At 63.7% G+C, this 16,967-nt stretch carries 18 protein-coding genes and 1 pseudogene; 11 read left to right on the forward strand and 8 right to left on the reverse strand.

All coding sequences use genetic code 11. The features are described from left to right. Positions 1-185: 185 nt before the first annotated feature. The 5 genes from CUJ91_RS02790 (at position 186) to CUJ91_RS02810 (ending at position 3,049) form a co-directional block, all read left to right on the forward strand. Positions 186-746, forward strand: coding sequence for a GspH/FimT family pseudopilin (locus tag CUJ91_RS02790; RefSeq protein ID WP_006047855.1), 561 nt, complete (start codon positions 186-188; stop codon positions 744-746). Positions 747-775: 29 nt separating this feature from the next. Then, positions 776-1,210 (forward strand): type IV pilus modification PilV family protein, encoded by a 435-nt coding sequence (locus CUJ91_RS02795; protein WP_409372875.1) that lies wholly within the window; start codon positions 776-778, stop codon positions 1,208-1,210. Then, positions 1,207-2,019 carry a type IV pillus assembly protein gene (locus tag CUJ91_RS02800; protein WP_006047853.1) on the forward strand — a complete coding sequence of 271 codons (813 nt, stop codon included), beginning with the start codon at positions 1,207-1,209 and terminating at the stop codon, positions 2,017-2,019. Before CUJ91_RS02795 ends, CUJ91_RS02800 begins: the two co-directional genes overlap by 4 nt. Before the next feature lie 95 nt (positions 2,020-2,114). Continuing rightward, on the forward strand, positions 2,115-2,606 hold the full coding sequence (locus tag CUJ91_RS02805; protein ID WP_006047852.1) for a pilus assembly PilX family protein: 492 nt from the start codon (positions 2,115-2,117) through the stop codon (positions 2,604-2,606). A gap of 11 nt (positions 2,607-2,617) precedes the next feature. Beyond that, positions 2,618-3,049 carry a type IV pilin protein gene (locus tag CUJ91_RS02810; protein ID WP_006047851.1) on the forward strand — a complete coding sequence of 144 codons (432 nt, stop codon included), beginning with the start codon at positions 2,618-2,620 and terminating at the stop codon, positions 3,047-3,049. A 58-nt stretch (positions 3,050-3,107) separates the two neighbouring features. On the opposite strand, the gene CUJ91_RS02815 is transcribed toward CUJ91_RS02810, so the two are convergent. The 3 genes from CUJ91_RS02815 to CUJ91_RS02825 form a co-directional block, all read right to left on the reverse strand. Further along, the gene (locus CUJ91_RS02815) at positions 3,108-3,572 is read right to left on the reverse strand and encodes a DUF3318 domain-containing protein (RefSeq protein ID WP_006047850.1); all 465 of its coding nucleotides are present in this window, start codon (positions 3,570-3,572) and stop codon (positions 3,108-3,110) included. Between the two features lie 97 nt (positions 3,573-3,669). Further along, positions 3,670-4,056, reverse strand: a complete 387-nt coding sequence (locus CUJ91_RS02820) for a phage holin family protein (RefSeq protein WP_006047849.1) — start codon at positions 4,054-4,056, stop codon at positions 3,670-3,672. A gap of 141 nt (positions 4,057-4,197) precedes the next feature. Next, positions 4,198-4,500, reverse strand: a complete 303-nt coding sequence (locus CUJ91_RS02825; protein ID WP_006047848.1) for an ElaB/YgaM/YqjD family protein — start codon at positions 4,498-4,500, stop codon at positions 4,198-4,200. 339 nt (positions 4,501-4,839) lie between these two features. Here CUJ91_RS02825 and CUJ91_RS02830 point away from each other — a divergent pair, with 339 nt between their 5' ends. Beyond that, positions 4,840-5,478 carry a peroxiredoxin gene (locus tag CUJ91_RS02830; protein WP_006047847.1) on the forward strand — a complete coding sequence of 213 codons (639 nt, stop codon included), beginning with the start codon at positions 4,840-4,842 and terminating at the stop codon, positions 5,476-5,478. A gap of 142 nt (positions 5,479-5,620) precedes the next feature. On the opposite strand, the gene CUJ91_RS02835 is transcribed toward CUJ91_RS02830, so the two are convergent. Then, positions 5,621-6,811, reverse strand: coding sequence for an acyl-CoA dehydrogenase (locus tag CUJ91_RS02835; RefSeq protein WP_006047845.1), 1,191 nt, complete (start codon positions 6,809-6,811; stop codon positions 5,621-5,623). Between the two features lie 93 nt (positions 6,812-6,904). Between CUJ91_RS02835 and CUJ91_RS02840 the strand changes: the two genes are divergently transcribed. Beyond that, positions 6,905-7,690 carry an IclR family transcriptional regulator gene (locus CUJ91_RS02840; RefSeq protein WP_006047844.1) on the forward strand — a complete coding sequence of 262 codons (786 nt, stop codon included), beginning with the start codon at positions 6,905-6,907 and terminating at the stop codon, positions 7,688-7,690. Between the two features lie 38 nt (positions 7,691-7,728). Here CUJ91_RS02840 and CUJ91_RS02845 read toward each other — a convergent pair whose 3' ends face one another. After that, positions 7,729-8,562 carry an EAL domain-containing protein gene (locus CUJ91_RS02845; protein ID WP_006047843.1) on the reverse strand — a complete coding sequence of 278 codons (834 nt, stop codon included), beginning with the start codon at positions 8,560-8,562 and terminating at the stop codon, positions 7,729-7,731. A gap of 259 nt (positions 8,563-8,821) precedes the next feature. Between CUJ91_RS02845 and CUJ91_RS02850 the strand changes: the two genes are divergently transcribed. From CUJ91_RS02850 to fahA, 3 genes are read left to right on the forward strand one after another with little or no spacing between them, the layout of a single operon-like run. After that, complete coding sequence (locus tag CUJ91_RS02850; RefSeq protein WP_006047842.1) at positions 8,822-10,186, forward strand: MFS transporter; 1,365 nt, start codon at positions 8,822-8,824, stop codon at positions 10,184-10,186. 44 nt (positions 10,187-10,230) lie between these two features. Further along, positions 10,231-11,577: a homogentisate 1,2-dioxygenase gene (gene hmgA, locus CUJ91_RS02855; protein ID WP_006047841.1), complete on the forward strand. Its 1,347-nt coding sequence runs from the start codon at positions 10,231-10,233 to the stop codon at positions 11,575-11,577. Then, positions 11,574-12,875, forward strand: coding sequence for a fumarylacetoacetase (gene fahA / locus CUJ91_RS02860; protein WP_006047840.1), 1,302 nt, complete (start codon positions 11,574-11,576; stop codon positions 12,873-12,875). Before hmgA ends, fahA begins: the two co-directional genes overlap by 4 nt. An 80-nt stretch (positions 12,876-12,955) precedes the next feature. Here fahA and CUJ91_RS02865 read toward each other — a convergent pair whose 3' ends face one another. Continuing rightward, positions 12,956-14,122 (reverse strand): MFS transporter, encoded by a 1,167-nt coding sequence (locus tag CUJ91_RS02865; RefSeq protein ID WP_114156670.1) that lies wholly within the window; start codon positions 14,120-14,122, stop codon positions 12,956-12,958. A 165-nt stretch (positions 14,123-14,287) separates the two neighbouring features. Continuing rightward, on the reverse strand, positions 14,288-15,094 hold the full coding sequence (locus CUJ91_RS02870) for a crotonase/enoyl-CoA hydratase family protein (RefSeq protein ID WP_006047838.1): 807 nt from the start codon (positions 15,092-15,094) through the stop codon (positions 14,288-14,290). A gap of 94 nt (positions 15,095-15,188) precedes the next feature. Here CUJ91_RS02870 and CUJ91_RS02875 point away from each other — a divergent pair, with 94 nt between their 5' ends. Further along, the gene (locus CUJ91_RS02875) at positions 15,189-15,803 is read left to right on the forward strand and encodes a plasmid fertility inhibition factor family protein (protein ID WP_029970394.1); all 615 of its coding nucleotides are present in this window, start codon (positions 15,189-15,191) and stop codon (positions 15,801-15,803) included. Positions 15,804-15,813: 10 nt separating this feature from the next. Here the strand turns inward: CUJ91_RS02875 and CUJ91_RS02880 are convergent. Then, positions 15,814-16,835 (reverse strand): annotated as a pseudogene (locus CUJ91_RS02880) (2-hydroxyacid dehydrogenase). Positions 16,836-16,967: the final 132 nt, after the last annotated feature.

Raw genomic sequence — 16,967 nt, forward strand, 5'->3', positions numbered from 1 at the left:
GCTTCCTGTCGTTTCTGTTTTGCCGCGTGGCTTGACGTTTCTGCATTTGCCGCTCCGATTGTGGTTCGTCGCGTGAATTCTCGCGTGCGGTAGCGTCTGAATACCACCTGGCCATTCGGCCGATTGTTGGACGGTCCGCGAATCGCTAGATTGGCTGCATTCTTTGAAAACGTTCAGGGATGCAGATGAAACAACATGCAATCGCTTCGTCGCCATGCGGCGCATTTACGCTTATCGAAACGCTGGCCGTGATCGCGCTGCTCGCGGTGATCGTGATGATGGCGACGCCATCGTTCGTAGCCTGGCAGGTGCGCGATCAGGTCGACGCACGTGCGAACGCGCTCGTGTCCACGCTTGCGTATGCACGCAGTGAGGCATTGCGCCGCGGCGCCCGCGTGATCGTATGCAGGACGGACGCGGCGCGTCACTGTCTTGCCGCCGGGCAGCCGTGCGGCAATGGCGTCGCCGACTGGTCTTGCGGTTGGGCCGTATTGGCCGAGCGCGGCGGCACGTCTACGCTGTTGCGCGCGCATGCCTCGGTTGCGGCGGTGAGCATCGCCGGCACGCAGACGAATCTCACGTTCACACCGCCTGCTGGTCAACTGATCGGCACGTTTCGCAGCTTCGACATTGCGCCGCGAACGCCATCGAAAGCAACGCAGGGCGATAAGTGGCGGCGCTGCATTCGCATCGCGGCGGGTGGTCGCACGCGAATTACGGACGGCGCGTGTGGGGCGGCGTCGTGAGCCCGTTGGTCAGAAGGTCTTTGCGGCGGCTGCAGGCACGGCCTCACCGCAGTTGCAACAAGCGCCGCGGTAGTTCGTTGATCGAAGTGATGCTGGCCGTCGCGGTGATGGCAGTCACGGCGCTCGGTCTCATCGCCGGGCAATTGTGGACGGCGCGCGAGGCGCGAGCAATGTCGATGCGCGAACACGCCGCATGGATCGCCGATTCGGTCGCCGAAGCGGTGTCTGCGCCGTCAGCGAACGACGCCGCGCTTAACGCATGGCGCTCGCGAGCGGCGACGCTGTTGCCGGGCGGCGACGCGTCGGTGATCGGCATAGGAGGCGTGTCGGCGGCCCGCGTCACTTGGACGGCTCCGCGCAACGCGCCGCACGCCGCCGACGACGTGATCGACAAGCCCGAGCCGTGCGGCGGAGTGGATGCGCCCGTGGGCCTTTCGTGCGTCGCATTGGCGTTCGTCAAATGATGCCGCATGCGCATGACGTGCGCGGCCATACGCTGATCGAGCTCGTGATCGCGCTTGCGCTTGGACTCATCGTGACCGCGGGCGCCGTCTCGCTTTACACGATGCAGCGAGCCGCCTTCGACCGCGCGAACAATGCGCTGCGTATGCGCGATGCCGGCTTGACTGCGTTGACCGTCGTTGGCCAGCAGTTGCAGATGGCGGGCTTCGTGCCGGCCGACGCCACGCAATATCGTGCGCCAACGTCGTTGTTCGGCTGTTCGGGCGGGCATCCGACAGGCACGGACGACAGCCGTCCGACGTGCGAGACATTGACGGGCAAATCGGACGGCGTCGCGGTGCGATACGTTGGAGACAGCGTGTCGACCTGGCCGTCGGCCACGGGACAGACGACGGACTGCCTCGGACAAGCTGTCACAGCCAACAGCGCTGCGCTCGGCGATCGCGGCGTGCCGGTGGTCAATCGCTTTTACGCGAAGGCGAGCAGTTCGACCGGAGAGCCGGAACTGTACTGCGAAGGCAACGGCAAGACAGGGTCCGCGCAACCGCTCGTCGAAGGTGTGGAGCGGTTGCGCATCAAGTATTGGCTTGCCGGCGCGGCGAATGCAATCGACGCCTGGGCGGTGACGGCCGACCAGTGGGCCAACGTGGTCGCGGTTGACCTCTGCGTGCTAGTGCGCGGCGCGCCGCAAGGGCAGCGCTCACGTTATGTCGATTGCGACGGCGTAAGCGGTATCGCGACGGATCTGCGTCCGCGGCAAGCGTTCTGGCGGCGAGTTGCGTTGCGCAATTACGCAGGGGGCTTGTCGTGAGCGAAACGCCAGTCATGGCCGAACGCGGTTGCTTGGACGAAGCCGCTAGTCAGCAATCGGATCGACCTCGCCGCCTTCGCAGACACGCCCCGCGCATGCAGGAGCGCGGCACCGTATTACCCATCGTCCTGCTGATTTCCGCGATGCTGCTCGCGACGTCCGCGGCGTGGTTCGAGGCATCGCTCGCGGCAGCGCGTAGCGCGGTAAACGTGCGCGACTATTTGCAGGCCTTTCACGCCGCCGATTCGGCATTGACCTTATGCGCCCGCAGCGCCGTTGCATCCACGGGCCTGGGTGTGATCGCATCGCAGCCCGCCGCCCATGAGCCAGCGCAATGGAAAGTCGAGGCCACGTTCGAAGGCGCCGCTGCCACACCTTTGGCGCAATGGCCCGGCTCGCTGCGCGCGCCGCAATGCGTGGCCGAAGAGTGGCGTCTCGCCGGTCGCCCCGATGCACGCGCGTATCTGTTGACGGCGCGCGGCTTCGGCAACAAGCGCGAGTCGCAGGTATGGCTGCAGATGCAACTGGTTATCGACGGCGACAGGATCGAACGCCATTGGCGGCGCGTCGCTGCACGGCCCTTTTAGCGAGGTTGCAAATGAGAAGGCTGCATCTATCCGCATTCACCTTGCTCGAGCTGATCATCACGCTCGCGATCGTCGCTGTGCTGGCTTTGTTCGCGGTGCCTTCGTATCGCAGCCATATCGCGCGCACGTATCGGATGGACGCGGCATCGGCGCTGTTGCGCGCGGCGCAATTCGTCGAGGGCGCGGCAAGCGACAGCGTTCTTGCGCTGCCGCCCGGCTTCAACCAGGCTCCGTCATTCGGCTCGGCTGTTTATCGGTTGCGCGTGTTGCCGGCGGACGATGCAAACGGCGGCTATTCGATCGAAGCGGCGCCGGACGAATCGGGACCGATGCGAGACGACGCGTGCGGCGTCTTTACGCTCGACGCGACCGGCATGCGAAGCAATAAGACTGCGGGAAACGGTTCGGCACCGCTGACCGCGCAGTGTTGGGCCACAGGCTAGCAACGGGGCTGCTGTCTGCGCAGCAAGCCGTCTGATGCCAGCAGCATATGCGACGAATTCACCCCTCGTCGCCGGACCTTGCCGAAGCACGCGACTCGCCCTTGATCTGCTGCCATACGCGATACGCTTCCCACGCGGCGAATGCGAGACCGCCCCACTTGAGTGCGGGCTTCGCACCGGCTGCGAACGTCGCGCGCAACGGTTTCGCGAGCACGAGCGACACGATCGAACTGATCACCGGATATTGCTTCAGAAGTGCGCCGATGGTTCCGGCGTTCAGAAGGCTAGCCTTGGCGCCGCTGCCCATGCGCAGCCCGCCGAAGCCTGGCACGATGAACTTGAGCCAACTGAAGTGAGTGACGGCCTCGCGTAATTCGAGCGTGGCCTGAGCGAATTCCATGCGCTCGACGTCCGCGCGCACGAGCAACAGTTCCTTGCGCAATTCGCGCAACTGCGGTGCGCTCAAGTCTCTCGCCGGCTGGCGCTTGTTACGGTAGGCGGTGCTGGAGTAGCTATGGCTCATGGCGTGTCGGCAGTGAGAGGGGCAAGGAACAGCGCAACGAAAGGGCAATGAACAATGCTACAAACGGCTCGCAAAGCATCACACTCGTTCGCCAACGCTACGGTTTGCGAAACACGTCGCGGTCTTTTTCGAATTCGGCGATGGTGGCATCGAACACCATCGGCGCATTGCGCAGCCCGCTGCGCGCCTTTAGCGCACACACCAGTCCCGCAATCGCGTAGACGAGCGTGATTCCGGCAAGCGCCTGCCATCGGTAGGTGTCCCAGAACGCAATCGCGATCAGCGCCGTGAGGGCGATCAGGGCCATGGTGGTCAGCATCATCGCGGCAAGGCCGAGGAACAGCACGCCGAGGAGGCGATCCTTTTCTTCGGCGAGTTCAATGCCGATCAGTTCCAGACGCGTTTGCAGAATCGCCGACACCGAACTGATGATGCGGCGTAACGGACTATGTTGTTCGCGCTGCGATTGTGTGTCGATCGTCATGGCTGTGGGCGTTGCGCGGGTTGGCCGAAGCGGCGCGTGGCAAACGTGCGCGCCGGGATAAGCTGACCGGCCTGACGTGCGCCGGTCCGCTCGATTGGCTGGCATGCCGGACATCGCGTGTCCGGCACCTGCGGTGCAGTGTTACTTGCGGTTGATCAGGAGACCCAGCAGCACGCCGGCGCCCGCAGCGATGCCGATGGATGCCCACGGGTGCTCGTGAACGTAGTCGTCGGTTGCGCGAGCAGCCTTCTTGCCTTTCTCGACTACGACGACCTGCACGTCGGCCGCTTTTTCCCTGGCTTGCTTCAGGCGGGACAGCGCCGTTTCGCGCAATTCCGAAGCGCGCTCGCCCGTTGCGCTTGCGGCCTGTTTCAGCAGGTCTTCCGCGTCCGCGAGGACGGTTTTGATATCCGACATCAATCTCTCCTTGTTGACTTCCGACATTGACAGCTCCCCCTTCGTCTCACGCCACGCGTGAATCGTAACCAAAGAAACGGCGACTGGCGAGCCACTGCCCGGTTGCACCGAGCGAATGCACGAACCGTTCCCGGCGAGGTGAAACTCCCCGAACATCCACTGCGCCACTTCCGCAGTTGATGTTAGTGCATGATGGAGTTGATCTGTCCCGCAAAGTTTCCACTAAATCGGCGAAAATTACAAAACCGCATAAAGTACTGAGCCGATGTTGGTTCGCCATGTACGGTTGCTGCCGTATGCTTTATCTTTGCGGAACCACACGGGCACACGCCCACGCCAGTTTTTCAGAACCTTAAGGAGATGCAAATGAGTCTACGTCTTGGCGATATCGCACCGGATTTCGAGCAGGAGTCGAGTATCGGCCGCATCAAGTTTCATGAATGGCTCGGCGATAGCTGGGGCGTCCTGTTCTCGCATCCGGCCGACTTCACGCCGGTCTGCACCACTGAACTCGGTCTGACGGCCAAGCTCGCCGACGAATTCGCAAAACGCAACGTCAAGACGATTGCATTGTCGGTCGACAGCGCTGAGTCGCATAAGGAGTGGATCAAGGACATCAATGAAACGCAGGCCGCGAGCGTCGGCTTCCCGATTCTGGCCGACGGCGACCGCAAGGTGTCCGAGTTGTACGACATGATTCACCCGAACGCGAACGAAACGCTCACCGTGCGCTCGCTGTTCGTGATCGATCCGAAGAAGAAGGTGCGTCTTATCATCACGTACCCGGCGAGCACGGGGCGCAATTTCGACGAAGTTCTGCGCGTGATCGATTCGCTGCAGCTTACCGACAGCCACTCGGTCGCGACGCCCGGCAACTGGAAGCAGGGCGACGACGTCGTGATCGTGCCGTCGCTGAAGGACGAAGAAGTGATCAAGCAGAAGTTCCCGAAGGGCTACAAGGCACTGCGTCCGTATCTGCGCATGACGCCGCAGCCGAACAAGTAAGCTCGCGTTCGGCGCGTCGGGAAACTCCGGCGCGTCGTCAAATAAATGAAGGCCGGTTCATTGCGAACCGGCCTTCTTTTATTGCTCGCCAGAGCGCGCCGTTATCGACGCAAGCGGCGCTCCGTACATGCTCAGACAAGCCTCAGAAAAACGCCTGAATGCCCGTTTGCGCGCGGCCGAGAATCAGCGCGTGAATGTCGTGCGTGCCTTCATAAGTGTTCACGACTTCCAGATTCACCAGATGCCGCGCAATTCCGAATTCGTCCGAAATGCCGTTGCCGCCCAGCATGTCGCGCGCGAGCCGCGCGATGTCGAGCGCCTTGCCGCACGAATTGCGCTTCATGATCGACGTGATCTCGACGGCCGCAGTGCCTTCGTCCTTCATGCGGCCAAGGCGTAGCACGCCTTGCAGGCCCAGCGTGATTTCCGTCTGCATGTCGGCGAGCTTTTTCTGAATCAACTGATTGGCCGCGAGCGGCCGGCCGAACTGCTTGCGATCGAGCACATACTGACGCGCGGTATGCCAGCACGATTCGGCTGCACCGAGCGCGCCCCACGCGATGCCATAGCGCGCCGAGTTCAGGCAGGTGAACGGACCGCGCAGCCCACTCACTTCGGGAAAGCGGTTTTCTTCCGGCACGAACACTTCGTCGAGCACGATTTCGCCGGTGATCGACGCGCGCAAACCCACCTTGCTATGGATGGTCGGCGCCGACAGTCCCTTCCAGCCCTTCTCGAGAATGAAGCCGCGAATCGCGTCCTTGCCGTTTTCCTCGAGCTTCGCCCATACGACGAACACATCCGCGATCGGCGAATTCGTAATCCACATTTTCGAGCCCGACAGCGAGTAGCCGCCGTCGACCTTCTTCGCGCGCGTCACCATGCTGCCCGGATCGGAGCCGTGATTCGGCTCGGTGAGCCCGAAGCAGCCGATCCATTCGCCGGTGGCGAGCTTCGGCAGATACTTCTGCTTTTGCGCCTCCGAGCCGAATTCGTAGATCGGCACCATCACGAGCGACGACTGCACCGACATCATCGACCGGTAGCCGGAATCCACGCGCTCCACTTCACGCGCGATCAGCCCATACGCCACATAGTTGAGCCCCGGCCCGCCGTATTGCTCAGGGATGGTCGGGCCGAGCAGGCCGAGCTCGCCCATTTCGCGGAAGATCTCGATGTCCGTCTTCTCGTGACGGAACGCTTCGAGCACGCGCGGCTGGAGCTTGTCCTGTGCATACGCGGCGGCGGCGTCGCGCACCATGCGTTCGTCTTCGGTGAGCTGCTGATCCAGCAGCAACGGGTCTTCCCAGTGAAACTGCGCGGCCTCGGCCATGACATATCTCCTGATTCCTGCGTAATCCAAGCTTGACTTGAGTTCCGCTATGCGAAACAATGTTTTGCAAACGACACCCGAGTGTATCACCCGATGACGCCCGCAGCCACTTTCACCGAGCCGCTCGACGAGCGCAAATTTGTCGTCGCCCTTGCGCGCGGGCTCGAACTGCTGCGCGCTTTCAAGCCTGGCGAGACGATGCTCGGCAACCGCGATTTCGTCGAACGCACGGGTTTGCCGAAGGCGACCGTCAACCGTCTCGCGTACACGCTGACCGTGCTCGGTTATCTGCGGCTCGACGAGGCGCTAGGCAAATATGCGCTCGATGCCGGCGTGTTGTCGCTCGGTTTCGCGTTGCTGTCCGGCACGGACACATTGGAACTCGCGCGCCCGCATATGCGCGCGTTCGCGCGCGAAGTCGGCGCGGCGGTGTCGCTCGGCTGCCGCGACGGACTCGACATGATCTATCTCGACACGATTCGCAGCGAAACGGCGCTCACGCTCGGCCTCGCGCCCGGCTCGAAACTGTCGATGCTGACGAGCTCAATGGGCCGCGCGTATCTCGCCGTGCAGCCTGCCGACGTGCGCCATGCGCTGCTCGCCGAACTGAAGAAAGCGGCGGGCAAGGGCGGCGCGGCGCTGGTGGCCGAGGCCGTGAAGGAGATCGCGGCGTTCGCCGAGGAGCGCTGCTGTTATTCGTTTCGCGCGTGGCATGACGATGTGAACGCGGTCGCGGTGCCGTTTCGCGAGCCGCGCGAAGGACGCTGGCTCGTGCTGAGTTGCAGCGGGCCGGCTTCGTCGATGGGAGAAGAGGTGTTTCGCGAGAAAGTAGCGCCGAGATTGAAGACGCTTGCGCGGCGTCTGGGAGACGTGGGCTAGCAGTCCGTGGCGCAAATCAAGCCGGGATCAAGCCACGCTCAAGCCGCCCGATCATGATAATGCGCATTAAACAGCGGCCCCTGCACAAAGCGCACATCGTATTGCTGCAACGCTTCGAACTGCGCTTCGTCCATCACGCGATTAAAAATCAGCGGAATCCGCAGCCGGCCCGCGTAGCCGACTAACGGCTTGACCGTCGCGTCGCGCAACGCGACTGCCGCATCCATCTTGAGGAAATCGAGCCGCGCCGTATCGGAGACCGACAGAATCTGCCCCGCGTTCGACAGATTGCCCGCGACCTTGAAGCCGTAGTGCTGATAGCTCTTCGTCAGATAGCCGAGAAAAGTCTTATGCGCGACGGCCGCCGCGGGCAGCTCGATCACGATCCTCGCCGGATTCAGCCCGAACGACGTCAGCACGCTCGAAAAATGCCGCCCGTGGTCGTACTTCACGCTCTTCAACAGCCGCTCGTGCACGCGCAGAAATAGCAGGCCGTGCCGCTGTGCGCCGAAGAAATTGATCGCATGCAGCGCGCGCGACATGCGATCCAGCGAGACCAGTTGCTGGTCGTCGCCGATGCGGTCGAACGCGTCGAACATATCGAACGGCGCGGCGTCGAGCCGCTGCGTGACCGCCTGGAAGCCGAGCTCATCGCCGAAACGATCCACGTTTTCCACATCCGACGACAGCGACTGCGCCAACGCATGCACGCTGATGTCGAAGATCGGCTCGTAGCCGCTCGTCAGTTCGAGGTCGTTAAAGCGCGCGAGCGCGAAGTCTCCGTGGCTGCCGGAGCCCATCGCCAGATGTTTGCCGAGAAAGGGATGGTCACTGGCGCGCGCAACGAGAGTGGGGATAGTCGGCGGAATCATTTAGGCGAATGGATCACTTGGTGGCGTGTCGGCGCCGGGACAACGCGCGTACACCGCATCTTCCGATGGTAGCAGTCCGCACCGCCGTCACATGAACAAAATGCTGATAACCATATCCCGCGGATGCCTGTCTGCGCGGGCCGCGGCGCGTGTGTCGCGCAAGCTCCAGGGTATACGTTAATTTCACTTAACGTAATTCGTTTTACTATGCGTAAATTCTCGCGCAAGCATTCGAAGACCCTATCCGGAGACAACCCTCATGAGCGCCAAGCCGGCCGCAGCCGCCGCCAACGTGATCGAAGTCGAGCAGGTGCTCGGCGAAACGCATCACCCGGCATTTCAATTGATGTTGCTCGCGTTGTGCGGACTGTGCCTCGTCATCGACGGCTTCGACGCGCAGGCCATGGGCTATGTCGCGCCGAGCGTGATCGGCGAATGGCATGTGTCGAAGGCGGCGCTCGGTCCGGTTTTCAGCGCGAGCCTGTTCGGCATGCTGCTCGGCGCACTTGGGTTGTCGGTGCTGGCCGACCGCATCGGGCGTCGTCCGGTGCTGATCGGCGCGACCTTTTTCTTCGCGCTGTCGATGCTCGCCACGCCCTTTGTCGCGACGATCCCCGCGTTGATCGCGCTGCGCTTCATTACGGGTCTTGGCCTCGGCTGCATCATGCCGAACGCGATGGCGCTCGTCGGCGAATTCTCGACGCCGGCGCATCGCGTGAAGCGCATGATGCTGGTGTCGTGCGGTTTCACGTTGGGCGCCGCGCTCGGCGGATTTATCAGCGCCGCGTTGATTCCGGCCTACGGCTGGCGCGCGGTGTTCTGGGTCGGCGGCGTGGTGCCGCTGCTGCTCGCCGTCGCCATGCTTGCCTTGCTGCCGGAGTCGTTGCAATTTCTTGTGCTGAAGGGCCGCAGCGAGCGCGCGTTGCGCTGGCTCGCCCGATTCGATCCGAGCCTGCCGATCGACGCGAACACGCGCGTCGTCGTGCGTGAAAAGGGCAATGACGGTGCGCCGGTCGCGGAACTGTTCCGCGCGGGCCGGGCGCCGGTGACGCTGATCCTGTGGGCGATCAGCTTCATGAATCTGATCGATCTGTACTTCCTGTCGAACTGGCTGCCTACGGTTATGCGCGACGCCGGTTATTCGCCGAGCACGGCGGTGATCGTCGGCACGGTGTTGCAGACGGGCGGCGTCGTGGGCACGTTGCTGCTCGGCTGGTTCATCGAACGGTTCGGTTTTGTGCGCGTGCTGTTCCTGTGCTTTGCGGGCGCGGCGCTCGCCGTTGGCACCATCGGGACGGTCGCGCATGCGTTGCCGTGGCTGTTGCTCGTCGTGTTCGCGGGCGGCTTCTGCGTGGTCGGCGGACAGCCGGCGGTGAACGCGCTGGCCGGCCATTTCTACCCGACCACGCTGCGCTCGACGGGCATCGGCTGGAGCCTCGGTATCGGACGGATCGGCTCGGTGATTGGACCGCTCGTCGGTGGCCAGTTGATCGCATTGAACTGGTCGAACGAATCGCTGTTTCATGCGGCCGCCGTGCCGGTGCTGTGTTCCGCGCTGCTCGTGATCGCGCTCGCCGCGGCGACGCGGCAACGCAACCGCCCGTCGCAGCCGCAAACGGCGTGACGAAACCCGCGTGAGACGAAATACAGAGTCAACGGAGAACTTGCATGGACACCTCAACACGTCAGCCGCATAGCGCCAGTTCGCGGCTCGAAATCGAGCCCGGTTATCAGTCCGGCTTTGCCAACGAATTCGCGACCGAAGCGCTGCCGGGCGCGCTGCCCGCAGGGCGCAATTCACCGCAGCGCGTCGCCTATGGTCTGTACGCCGAACAATTGTCGGGCACCGCGTTCACCGCGCCGCGCGGCCACAACCGGCGCTCGTGGCTGTACCGCATCCGTCCGGCGGCGGTGCACAAGCCGTTCGCGCCGCTGCCTTCGGAGCGGCTCGTCGCCAATTTCGCCGACGTCCCGCCGACGCCGCCCAACCAGTTGCGCTGGGACGCGTTGCCGATGCCGACCGTGCCGACGGATTTCATCGACGGCTGGGTGACGATGGCCGGCAACGGCGCAGCCGAATCGATGAACGGCTGCGCGATCCACCTGTACGCGGCGAATCGCTCGATGCAAGACCGCTTCTTCTACAGCGCCGACGGCGAACTGCTGATCGTGCCGCAGGAAGGGCGCCTGCATATCGCAACCGAACTGGGCCGGCTGGACGTCGAACCGTTCGAGATCGCGGTGATTCCACGCGGCGTGCGCTTCGCGGTGAGCCTGCCCGACGGCAATGCGCGCGGCTACATCTGCGAAAACTTCGGGGCGTTGCTGCGCTTGCCGGATCTTGGTCCGATCGGCTCGAACGGTCTCGCCAATCCGCGCGACTTTCTCACGCCGCATGCCGCCTACGAAGACCGCGAAGGCGACTTCGAACTCGTCGCGAAAATGAACGGCAATTTGTGGCGTGCGGACATCGGCCATTCGCCGCTCGACGTGGTCGCGTGGCACGGCAACTATGCGCCGTACAAGTACGACTTGCGGCGCTTCAACACGATCGGCTCGATCAGCTTCGATCATCCGGACCCGTCGATATTTCTCGTGCTGCAATCGCAGAGCGACACGCCGGGCGTCGATACGATCGACTTCGTGATCTTTCCGCCGCGCTGGCTCGCCGCGGAAGATACGTTCCGCCCGCCGTGGTTCCATCGCAACGTCGCGAGCGAATTCATGGGCCTCGTGCATGGCGTCTACGACGCGAAGGCCGAAGGCTTCGTGCCGGGCGGCGCGAGCCTGCATAACTGCATGTCCGGCCACGGCCCCGACGCGGAGACCTTCGAGAAAGCGTCGCATAGCGACACGTCGAAGCCGAGCAAGGTCGGCGACACGATGGCCTTCATGTTCGAAACGCGCACGCTGATCAAGCCGACGCGCTTTGCGCTCGAAACCGCGCAGCTTCAGGCGCATTACTACGAGTGCTGGCAAGGTCTCAAGAAACACTTCAATCCGGAGCAACGATGAGCGCAGTGAGCGATCTTCAGGCGACGCTCGATCCGTCGCGCAAAAGCTGGGTCGAGTCGGCCAACGAGCCGAGTCACGATTTCTCGATCCAGAATTTGCCGTTCGGCATTTTCAGCGACACGACAAACGGTGCGCGCCGCGCGGGCGTGGCGATCGGCGATGAGATCGTCGATCTGGCCGCATTGCAGGCGGCGGGGCTATTGAAGCTGCCGTCGAACGCCGATGTTTTTGCGCGCGATACGCTGAACGACTTCATCGCGCTAGGCCGCGACGCGTGGCGCAGCGTGCGCATCCAGTTGAGCAACCTGCTTTCACGCGACACCGCGACGTTGCGCGACGACGCGGCACTGCGCGCCAAAGTGCTGGTGCGTGCGGCCGACGCGCGGCTTCATTTGCCCGTGCAGATTCCCGGCTATACGGACTTTTATTCTTCGAAAGAGCATGCGACGAACGTCGGCTCGATGTTTCGCGATCCGAAGAATGCGCTGCTGCCGAACTGGTCGGAGATGCCCATCGGCTACAACGGACGCGCGTCGTCGGTGGTGGTGAGCGGCACGCCGGTGCGTCGGCCCAATGGTCAATTGAAGTTGCCCGATCAGGAGCGGCCGGTGTTCGGCGCGTGCCGCAAGCTCGACATCGAACTCGAGACGGGCTTTGTGATCGGCGGCGGCAACGCGTTGGGCGAGCCGATTGCATGTGCGGACGCGGAAGCGCACATCTTCGGCATGGTGCTGCTGAACGACTGGAGCGCCCGCGACATTCAGCAATGGGAATACGTGCCGCTCGGTCCGTTCAACGCAAAAACGTTCGCGACCACGATCTCGCCGTGGATCGTCACGCTCGATGCACTCGAACCGTTCCGCGTCGCGCACCCGGTGCAGGAGCCAGAGCCGCTGGCGTATCTACGGCACGACGGCGACCATGCGTTCGACATCGCGCTCGAAGTGAAGCTGCGGCCTCATGCAGCGAAACAGGCGACGACCATCGCGCGAACCAACTTCAGGCACATGTACTGGACGATGGCGCAGCAACTCGCGCATCACACGGTATCGGGCTGCAATACGCGAGTGGGCGACCTGATGGGCTCGGGCACGATCAGCGGCCCGACCGAAGACTCGTACGGCAGCCTGCTCGAACTGACGTGGAACGGCAAGAAGCCGCTCGAACTGAAAGACGGCGGCACGCGCACGTTCATTGAGGACGGCGATGAATTGACGCTCGCCGGATGGTGCCAGGGCGATGGATATCGCGTGGGTTTTGGGGCTTGCGTCGGGGAGATTGTGGCGGCGCGGGGGTGAACGCGTGAACCTGAAGCGCCGGCCGGCTATGGCCCAGAAAGGCCGCCCGGCCGGCTGGCCTCACTATGCGCTCCTGGCGTTCACCCCGCCACCGCCATCCTTTGTGCACGCCGGTCGATCGACACCGACCACAGCGTAAGCAGCAGCGCCCCAACGGAAATAGCGACACCGACCCACGGCAGCGTAGTCAACGGCGCACCCGCACCGATCGCCATGCCGCCGAGCCAGGCGCCCGTCGCATTGCCGAGGTTGAAGGCACCCTGATTCAGCGTCGACGCGAGATTCGGCGCATCGCTCGCGCGGTCGACGATCAGTATCTGCAACGGCGGCACGATCGCAAACGCCAGAACGCCCCACGCGAAGATCGTGATCATCGCCGGAATTTCGGCATGCATGGTGCCGGCGAAGATCGTCAGAATCGCGACGATGGCGAGCAGGAACGCCACCAGCGACGGCATCAGCCGCCAGTCCGCGAGCTTGCCGCCGAGCGTGCTGCCAACCGTCAGCCCAAGGCCGAACAGCAACAGCACGAGCGTGACCGCGTGCGGCGTGAAACCGGTCACGTCTTCGAGAATCGGCGTGATGTACGTGAAAGTGGAAAAGAGGCTCGCCGACGCCAGTACGCTGATGCCGAGCACCATCAGAACTTGCGGATTTTTCAGCACGCCGAATTCGCGCACGAGGCTCGCTTTCTGCATCTCGATCTTCGCCGGCAGGCAGACCGCGAGCGCGGCGGCCGCGGCGATGCCGATGCCCGTCACTGCCCAGAAGGTCGCGCGCCAGCCGGCAGCCTGGCCGAGCGCCGTGCCGAGCGGCACACCGAGCACATTCGCCAGCGTGAGGCCGGTGAACATCAGCGCGATGGCCTGCGCGCGGCGGTTCGGCGCGACGAGCCCCGCGGCCACCACTGAGCCGATGCCGAAGAACGCGCCGTGGCAGAACGCGGTGACGATCCGCGCGGCCATCAGCACCGCGTAGCCCGGCGCAAGCGCGCACAGCAGATTGCCGACGATGAATACGCCGATCAGGCTCATCAGCGCTTTCTTGCGCGGCATGTTGGCGACGGCGATCGCCACAATGGGCGCGCCGATCGTCACGCCGAGCGCATAAGCGGAGACCAGCATGCCGGCAGCCGGAATCGACACCGACAGATCGCGGGCGACGTTGGGCAACAGCCCCATGATGACGAATTCGGTGGTGCCAATGCCAAAGGCGGCAATGGCGAGAGCAAGCAGGGGCAAAGGCATGGCGGCGGACTGTGGATCGGCGCGGCGCGAGACGTCGCGCGGACGGCGCGCGTTTTCGGGGCGAAAGCGCGTGCGCCGTGCTGAAAGCAAAACAGTTAGGGATTTTACCTAAGTCAAAACGATAGTGCTGGGCGCTCAGTCGTGTGCACGGCGCGGCTGTTGTTTTTAATCCGACGCCTTGCCGTGACGTCCCGCGCCCTTCGTAAAACGCTCGGCGCCCGCAACACCTTCGTCGAAAACCGCCGCATAGCCGCCGGCGCCTTCGCGCCGCAGCGCGTCGGCGAGATCGTCCAGCATGCTGTTTTCCAGCACCGAGCGGCGGTCGGCCAGCAGCGCCGCCTGCGGAAAGGCCGCGAGTTCGGCGGCTAGTTGCTCGGCCGCCGCGCGCGCCTCGCCTTTGGCGACCACGCGATTCGCGAGGCCGAAAGCGAGCGCTTCCTGCGCGCTCACCGCGCGGCCGGTGAGTATCAGATCGAGCGCGCGCGACATGCCGATCAGCCGCGGCAAGCGAATCGTCCCGCCGTCGATCAACGGAATGCCGACGCGGCGGCAGAACACGCCGAGCACCGCGTCCTCCTCGACGACACGCAGGTCGCACATGGCCGCCAGCTCCAGACCGCCCGCGACCGCATAGCCCGCAATGGCCGCGATCACCGGCTTCGTGAAATGCATGCGCGTCGGTCCCATCGGTCCGGGACCGCTGCCGTCCGCGTGAATCTCGTTGCGGCGCGTGTCGTCGGCGAGCGCGCTCAGATCCGCGCCTGCGCAGAAGGTGCCGCACGCGCCGAACAGCACGGCCGCGCGCCACGCGGGCTCGGCTTCGAAGCATTGAAACGCGGCGCTCAACGCATCGGCGACGAGGCGGTCGACCGCATTACGCCGCTCCGGACGCTCAAGCACGATGGTTGCTACGCCGTTATCACGGTTAGCTTCGATACGCACATATTGGTTGAAATTTTGCGTGCTTATCATCGTCGTCTCCCTGAAGGTCCGCGTTCGCCCGTTCGTTGATCCGTTCGGGCGCCAGTGCAGCGCTCATGCACAGCAGCTAATACCGTGGCTTGACATGCTTCTTTCACAATCGACTCGTAGCGTTAGCGCTCTCTTAACGCGCTGGCGAGCTGCCGCCAGCTTATCGAGCCTGCCTTTGCCTCTCGCCAATTCACCGTCCGCGGGTGCGCCGGCCTGCGCGGAGACCGTCTGGATCGTCCCGCTCGACCGGCATTCATGGTACGACCACGTGCGTCTGAAACGCGTCTTCGTCGCCGACGGCACGCGGCATCAGGTCGTCGTGGTCGACGTGCGCAAGCTGCTCGCGTGCGCCGATCGCGACAACACCGATTATGTTCTGAAGCCCGTTGCCGAATGGCATGCGGGAAAGGTGCGCGGCATTCGCGAGTTCCTCGATCCGGACAATCCGCGCATTCCGCAGATGCCCTACGTGACGATCTCGACGCGCCGCGCTTCGGGCCTGCTCGGGTGGCTCGGTTTCGAGCGCGAGGGCGTGGTGGCGTTTCGCAACGGGCAGCATCGCGCGCGCTATCTCGCCGATGCCGGGGCGCGCTGGTTTCCGGTGGAAGTGCACGAGCGCGAGGCGGCGTTGCTGCGCGAGATATGCGGCGCACCGGACGACGCCCGCACGGCGATTCGCCCCGTTCCGCTGAACGCGGGCGGTGGGTAGATTTCCGGCTTCAGCCAGGCAGGCCCGACGACGCCTGGTCGTTCGCATGCACCGCGTTGCGAGGCGTGCCCGCTTGCCACGCGGCGACGTTCGCGAGCGTGGTCTGCGCGATCTCGTTCATCGCCTCGCGTGTAAAAAACGCCTGGTGCGCGGTGACGATCACATTCGGAACATCAGAAGACGCGCGAGCACGTCGTCTTGCAGCGGTAGATTCGAATGGTCCTCGAAGACCAGACCGCCTTCTTCCTCGTAGACGTCGAGCCCCAGATGGCCGAGCTGACCGTCCTTCAGCGCGCCGACCAGCGCATTGCTTTCGACGAGCCCGCCGCGCCCCGTGTTGATCAGCATCGCGCCGCGCTTCATTCTGGCGAGCGCGGCCGCGTCGATCAGATGGTACGTTGCCGGAAGCAACGGACAATGCAGGCTGACAATGTCCGATTCCGCGAGAAGCGTGTCGAGCGTCACATAGCGCGCGCCGAGCGCGAGCAGATCGTCGGCGGGCGTGCCGGGATCGTACGCCAGCACGCGCATGCCGAAGCCCGACATGATGCGTCCGAACACGCGGCCGATCATGCCGGTGCCGATCACGCCGACTGTCTTGCCGTGCAGATCGAAGCCCAATAGTCCGTGCAGCGAGAAGTCGCCCTCGCGCGTGCGCGCGACCGCACGCGGGAGGCGCCGGTTCAGCGCGAGCACGAGGCCCACCGCATGCTCGGCGACGGCGTGCGGCGAATAAGCGGGCACGCGGGCGACGGCAATGCCGAGGCGCTCGGCCGTTGCGAGATCGACGTGATTAAAGCCTGCGGAGCGCAACGCGATCATGCGCGTGCCGCCAGCATGCAGATGTTCGAGCGCCGCGGCGTCGACACGATCGTTGACGAACGGACACACGACCTCATAGCCACGCGCGAGCACGGCGGTTTCGCTGTTCAGATGCGATTCCTGGAAATGCAGTTCATAGCGATGCGCGGCATTCGCTTCGGTGAAAGTCTCGACGTCGTATTGACGGCTGCTGAACAGGATCATGCGCATTGCTCACTCCATTTAATCGCATACCGGCGCTGCGCAATTCGCAGTTTTATGAAGACGGCGCTTTAGCGCTCAGTGAAAACGAGTATAAGGAATTCATCAAAAGGTGCAATGCAATAAAACGGCTAGAAGGTG

Source organism: Paraburkholderia graminis, from assembly GCF_003330785.1.
Classification (GTDB): Bacteria; Pseudomonadota; Gammaproteobacteria; order Burkholderiales; family Burkholderiaceae; genus Paraburkholderia; species Paraburkholderia graminis.

What these genes read in the sequence shown, in the direction of transcription:
- CUJ91_RS02790 (WP_006047855.1), top strand. Translation starts at nt 186, where the DNA reads ATGAAACAACATGCAATCGCTTCGTCGCCATGCGGCGCATTTACGCTT.
- CUJ91_RS02800 (WP_006047853.1), top strand. Translation starts at nt 1,207, where the DNA reads ATGATGCCGCATGCGCATGACGTGCGCGGCCATACGCTGATCGAGCTC.
- CUJ91_RS02805 (WP_006047852.1), top strand. Translation starts at nt 2,115, where the DNA reads ATGCAGGAGCGCGGCACCGTATTACCCATCGTCCTGCTGATTTCCGCG.
- CUJ91_RS02810 (WP_006047851.1), top strand. Translation starts at nt 2,618, where the DNA reads ATGAGAAGGCTGCATCTATCCGCATTCACCTTGCTCGAGCTGATCATC.
- CUJ91_RS02815 (WP_006047850.1), bottom strand. Translation starts at nt 3,572, where the DNA reads ATGAGCCATAGCTACTCCAGCACCGCCTACCGTAACAAGCGCCAGCCG.
- CUJ91_RS02820 (WP_006047849.1), bottom strand. Translation starts at nt 4,056, where the DNA reads ATGACGATCGACACACAATCGCAGCGCGAACAACATAGTCCGTTACGC.
- CUJ91_RS02825 (WP_006047848.1), bottom strand. Translation starts at nt 4,500, where the DNA reads ATGTCGGAAGTCAACAAGGAGAGATTGATGTCGGATATCAAAACCGTC.
- CUJ91_RS02830 (WP_006047847.1), top strand. Translation starts at nt 4,840, where the DNA reads ATGAGTCTACGTCTTGGCGATATCGCACCGGATTTCGAGCAGGAGTCG.
- CUJ91_RS02835 (WP_006047845.1), bottom strand. Translation starts at nt 6,811, where the DNA reads ATGGCCGAGGCCGCGCAGTTTCACTGGGAAGACCCGTTGCTGCTGGAT.
- CUJ91_RS02840 (WP_006047844.1), top strand. Translation starts at nt 6,905, where the DNA reads ATGACGCCCGCAGCCACTTTCACCGAGCCGCTCGACGAGCGCAAATTT.
- CUJ91_RS02845 (WP_006047843.1), bottom strand. Translation starts at nt 8,562, where the DNA reads ATGATTCCGCCGACTATCCCCACTCTCGTTGCGCGCGCCAGTGACCAT.
- CUJ91_RS02850 (WP_006047842.1), top strand. Translation starts at nt 8,822, where the DNA reads ATGAGCGCCAAGCCGGCCGCAGCCGCCGCCAACGTGATCGAAGTCGAG.
- hmgA (WP_006047841.1), top strand. Translation starts at nt 10,231, where the DNA reads ATGGACACCTCAACACGTCAGCCGCATAGCGCCAGTTCGCGGCTCGAA.
- fahA (WP_006047840.1), top strand. Translation starts at nt 11,574, where the DNA reads ATGAGCGCAGTGAGCGATCTTCAGGCGACGCTCGATCCGTCGCGCAAA.
- CUJ91_RS02865 (WP_114156670.1), bottom strand. Translation starts at nt 14,122, where the DNA reads ATGCCTTTGCCCCTGCTTGCTCTCGCCATTGCCGCCTTTGGCATTGGC.
- CUJ91_RS02870 (WP_006047838.1), bottom strand. Translation starts at nt 15,094, where the DNA reads ATGATAAGCACGCAAAATTTCAACCAATATGTGCGTATCGAAGCTAAC.
- CUJ91_RS02875 (WP_029970394.1), top strand. Translation starts at nt 15,189, where the DNA reads ATGCTTCTTTCACAATCGACTCGTAGCGTTAGCGCTCTCTTAACGCGC.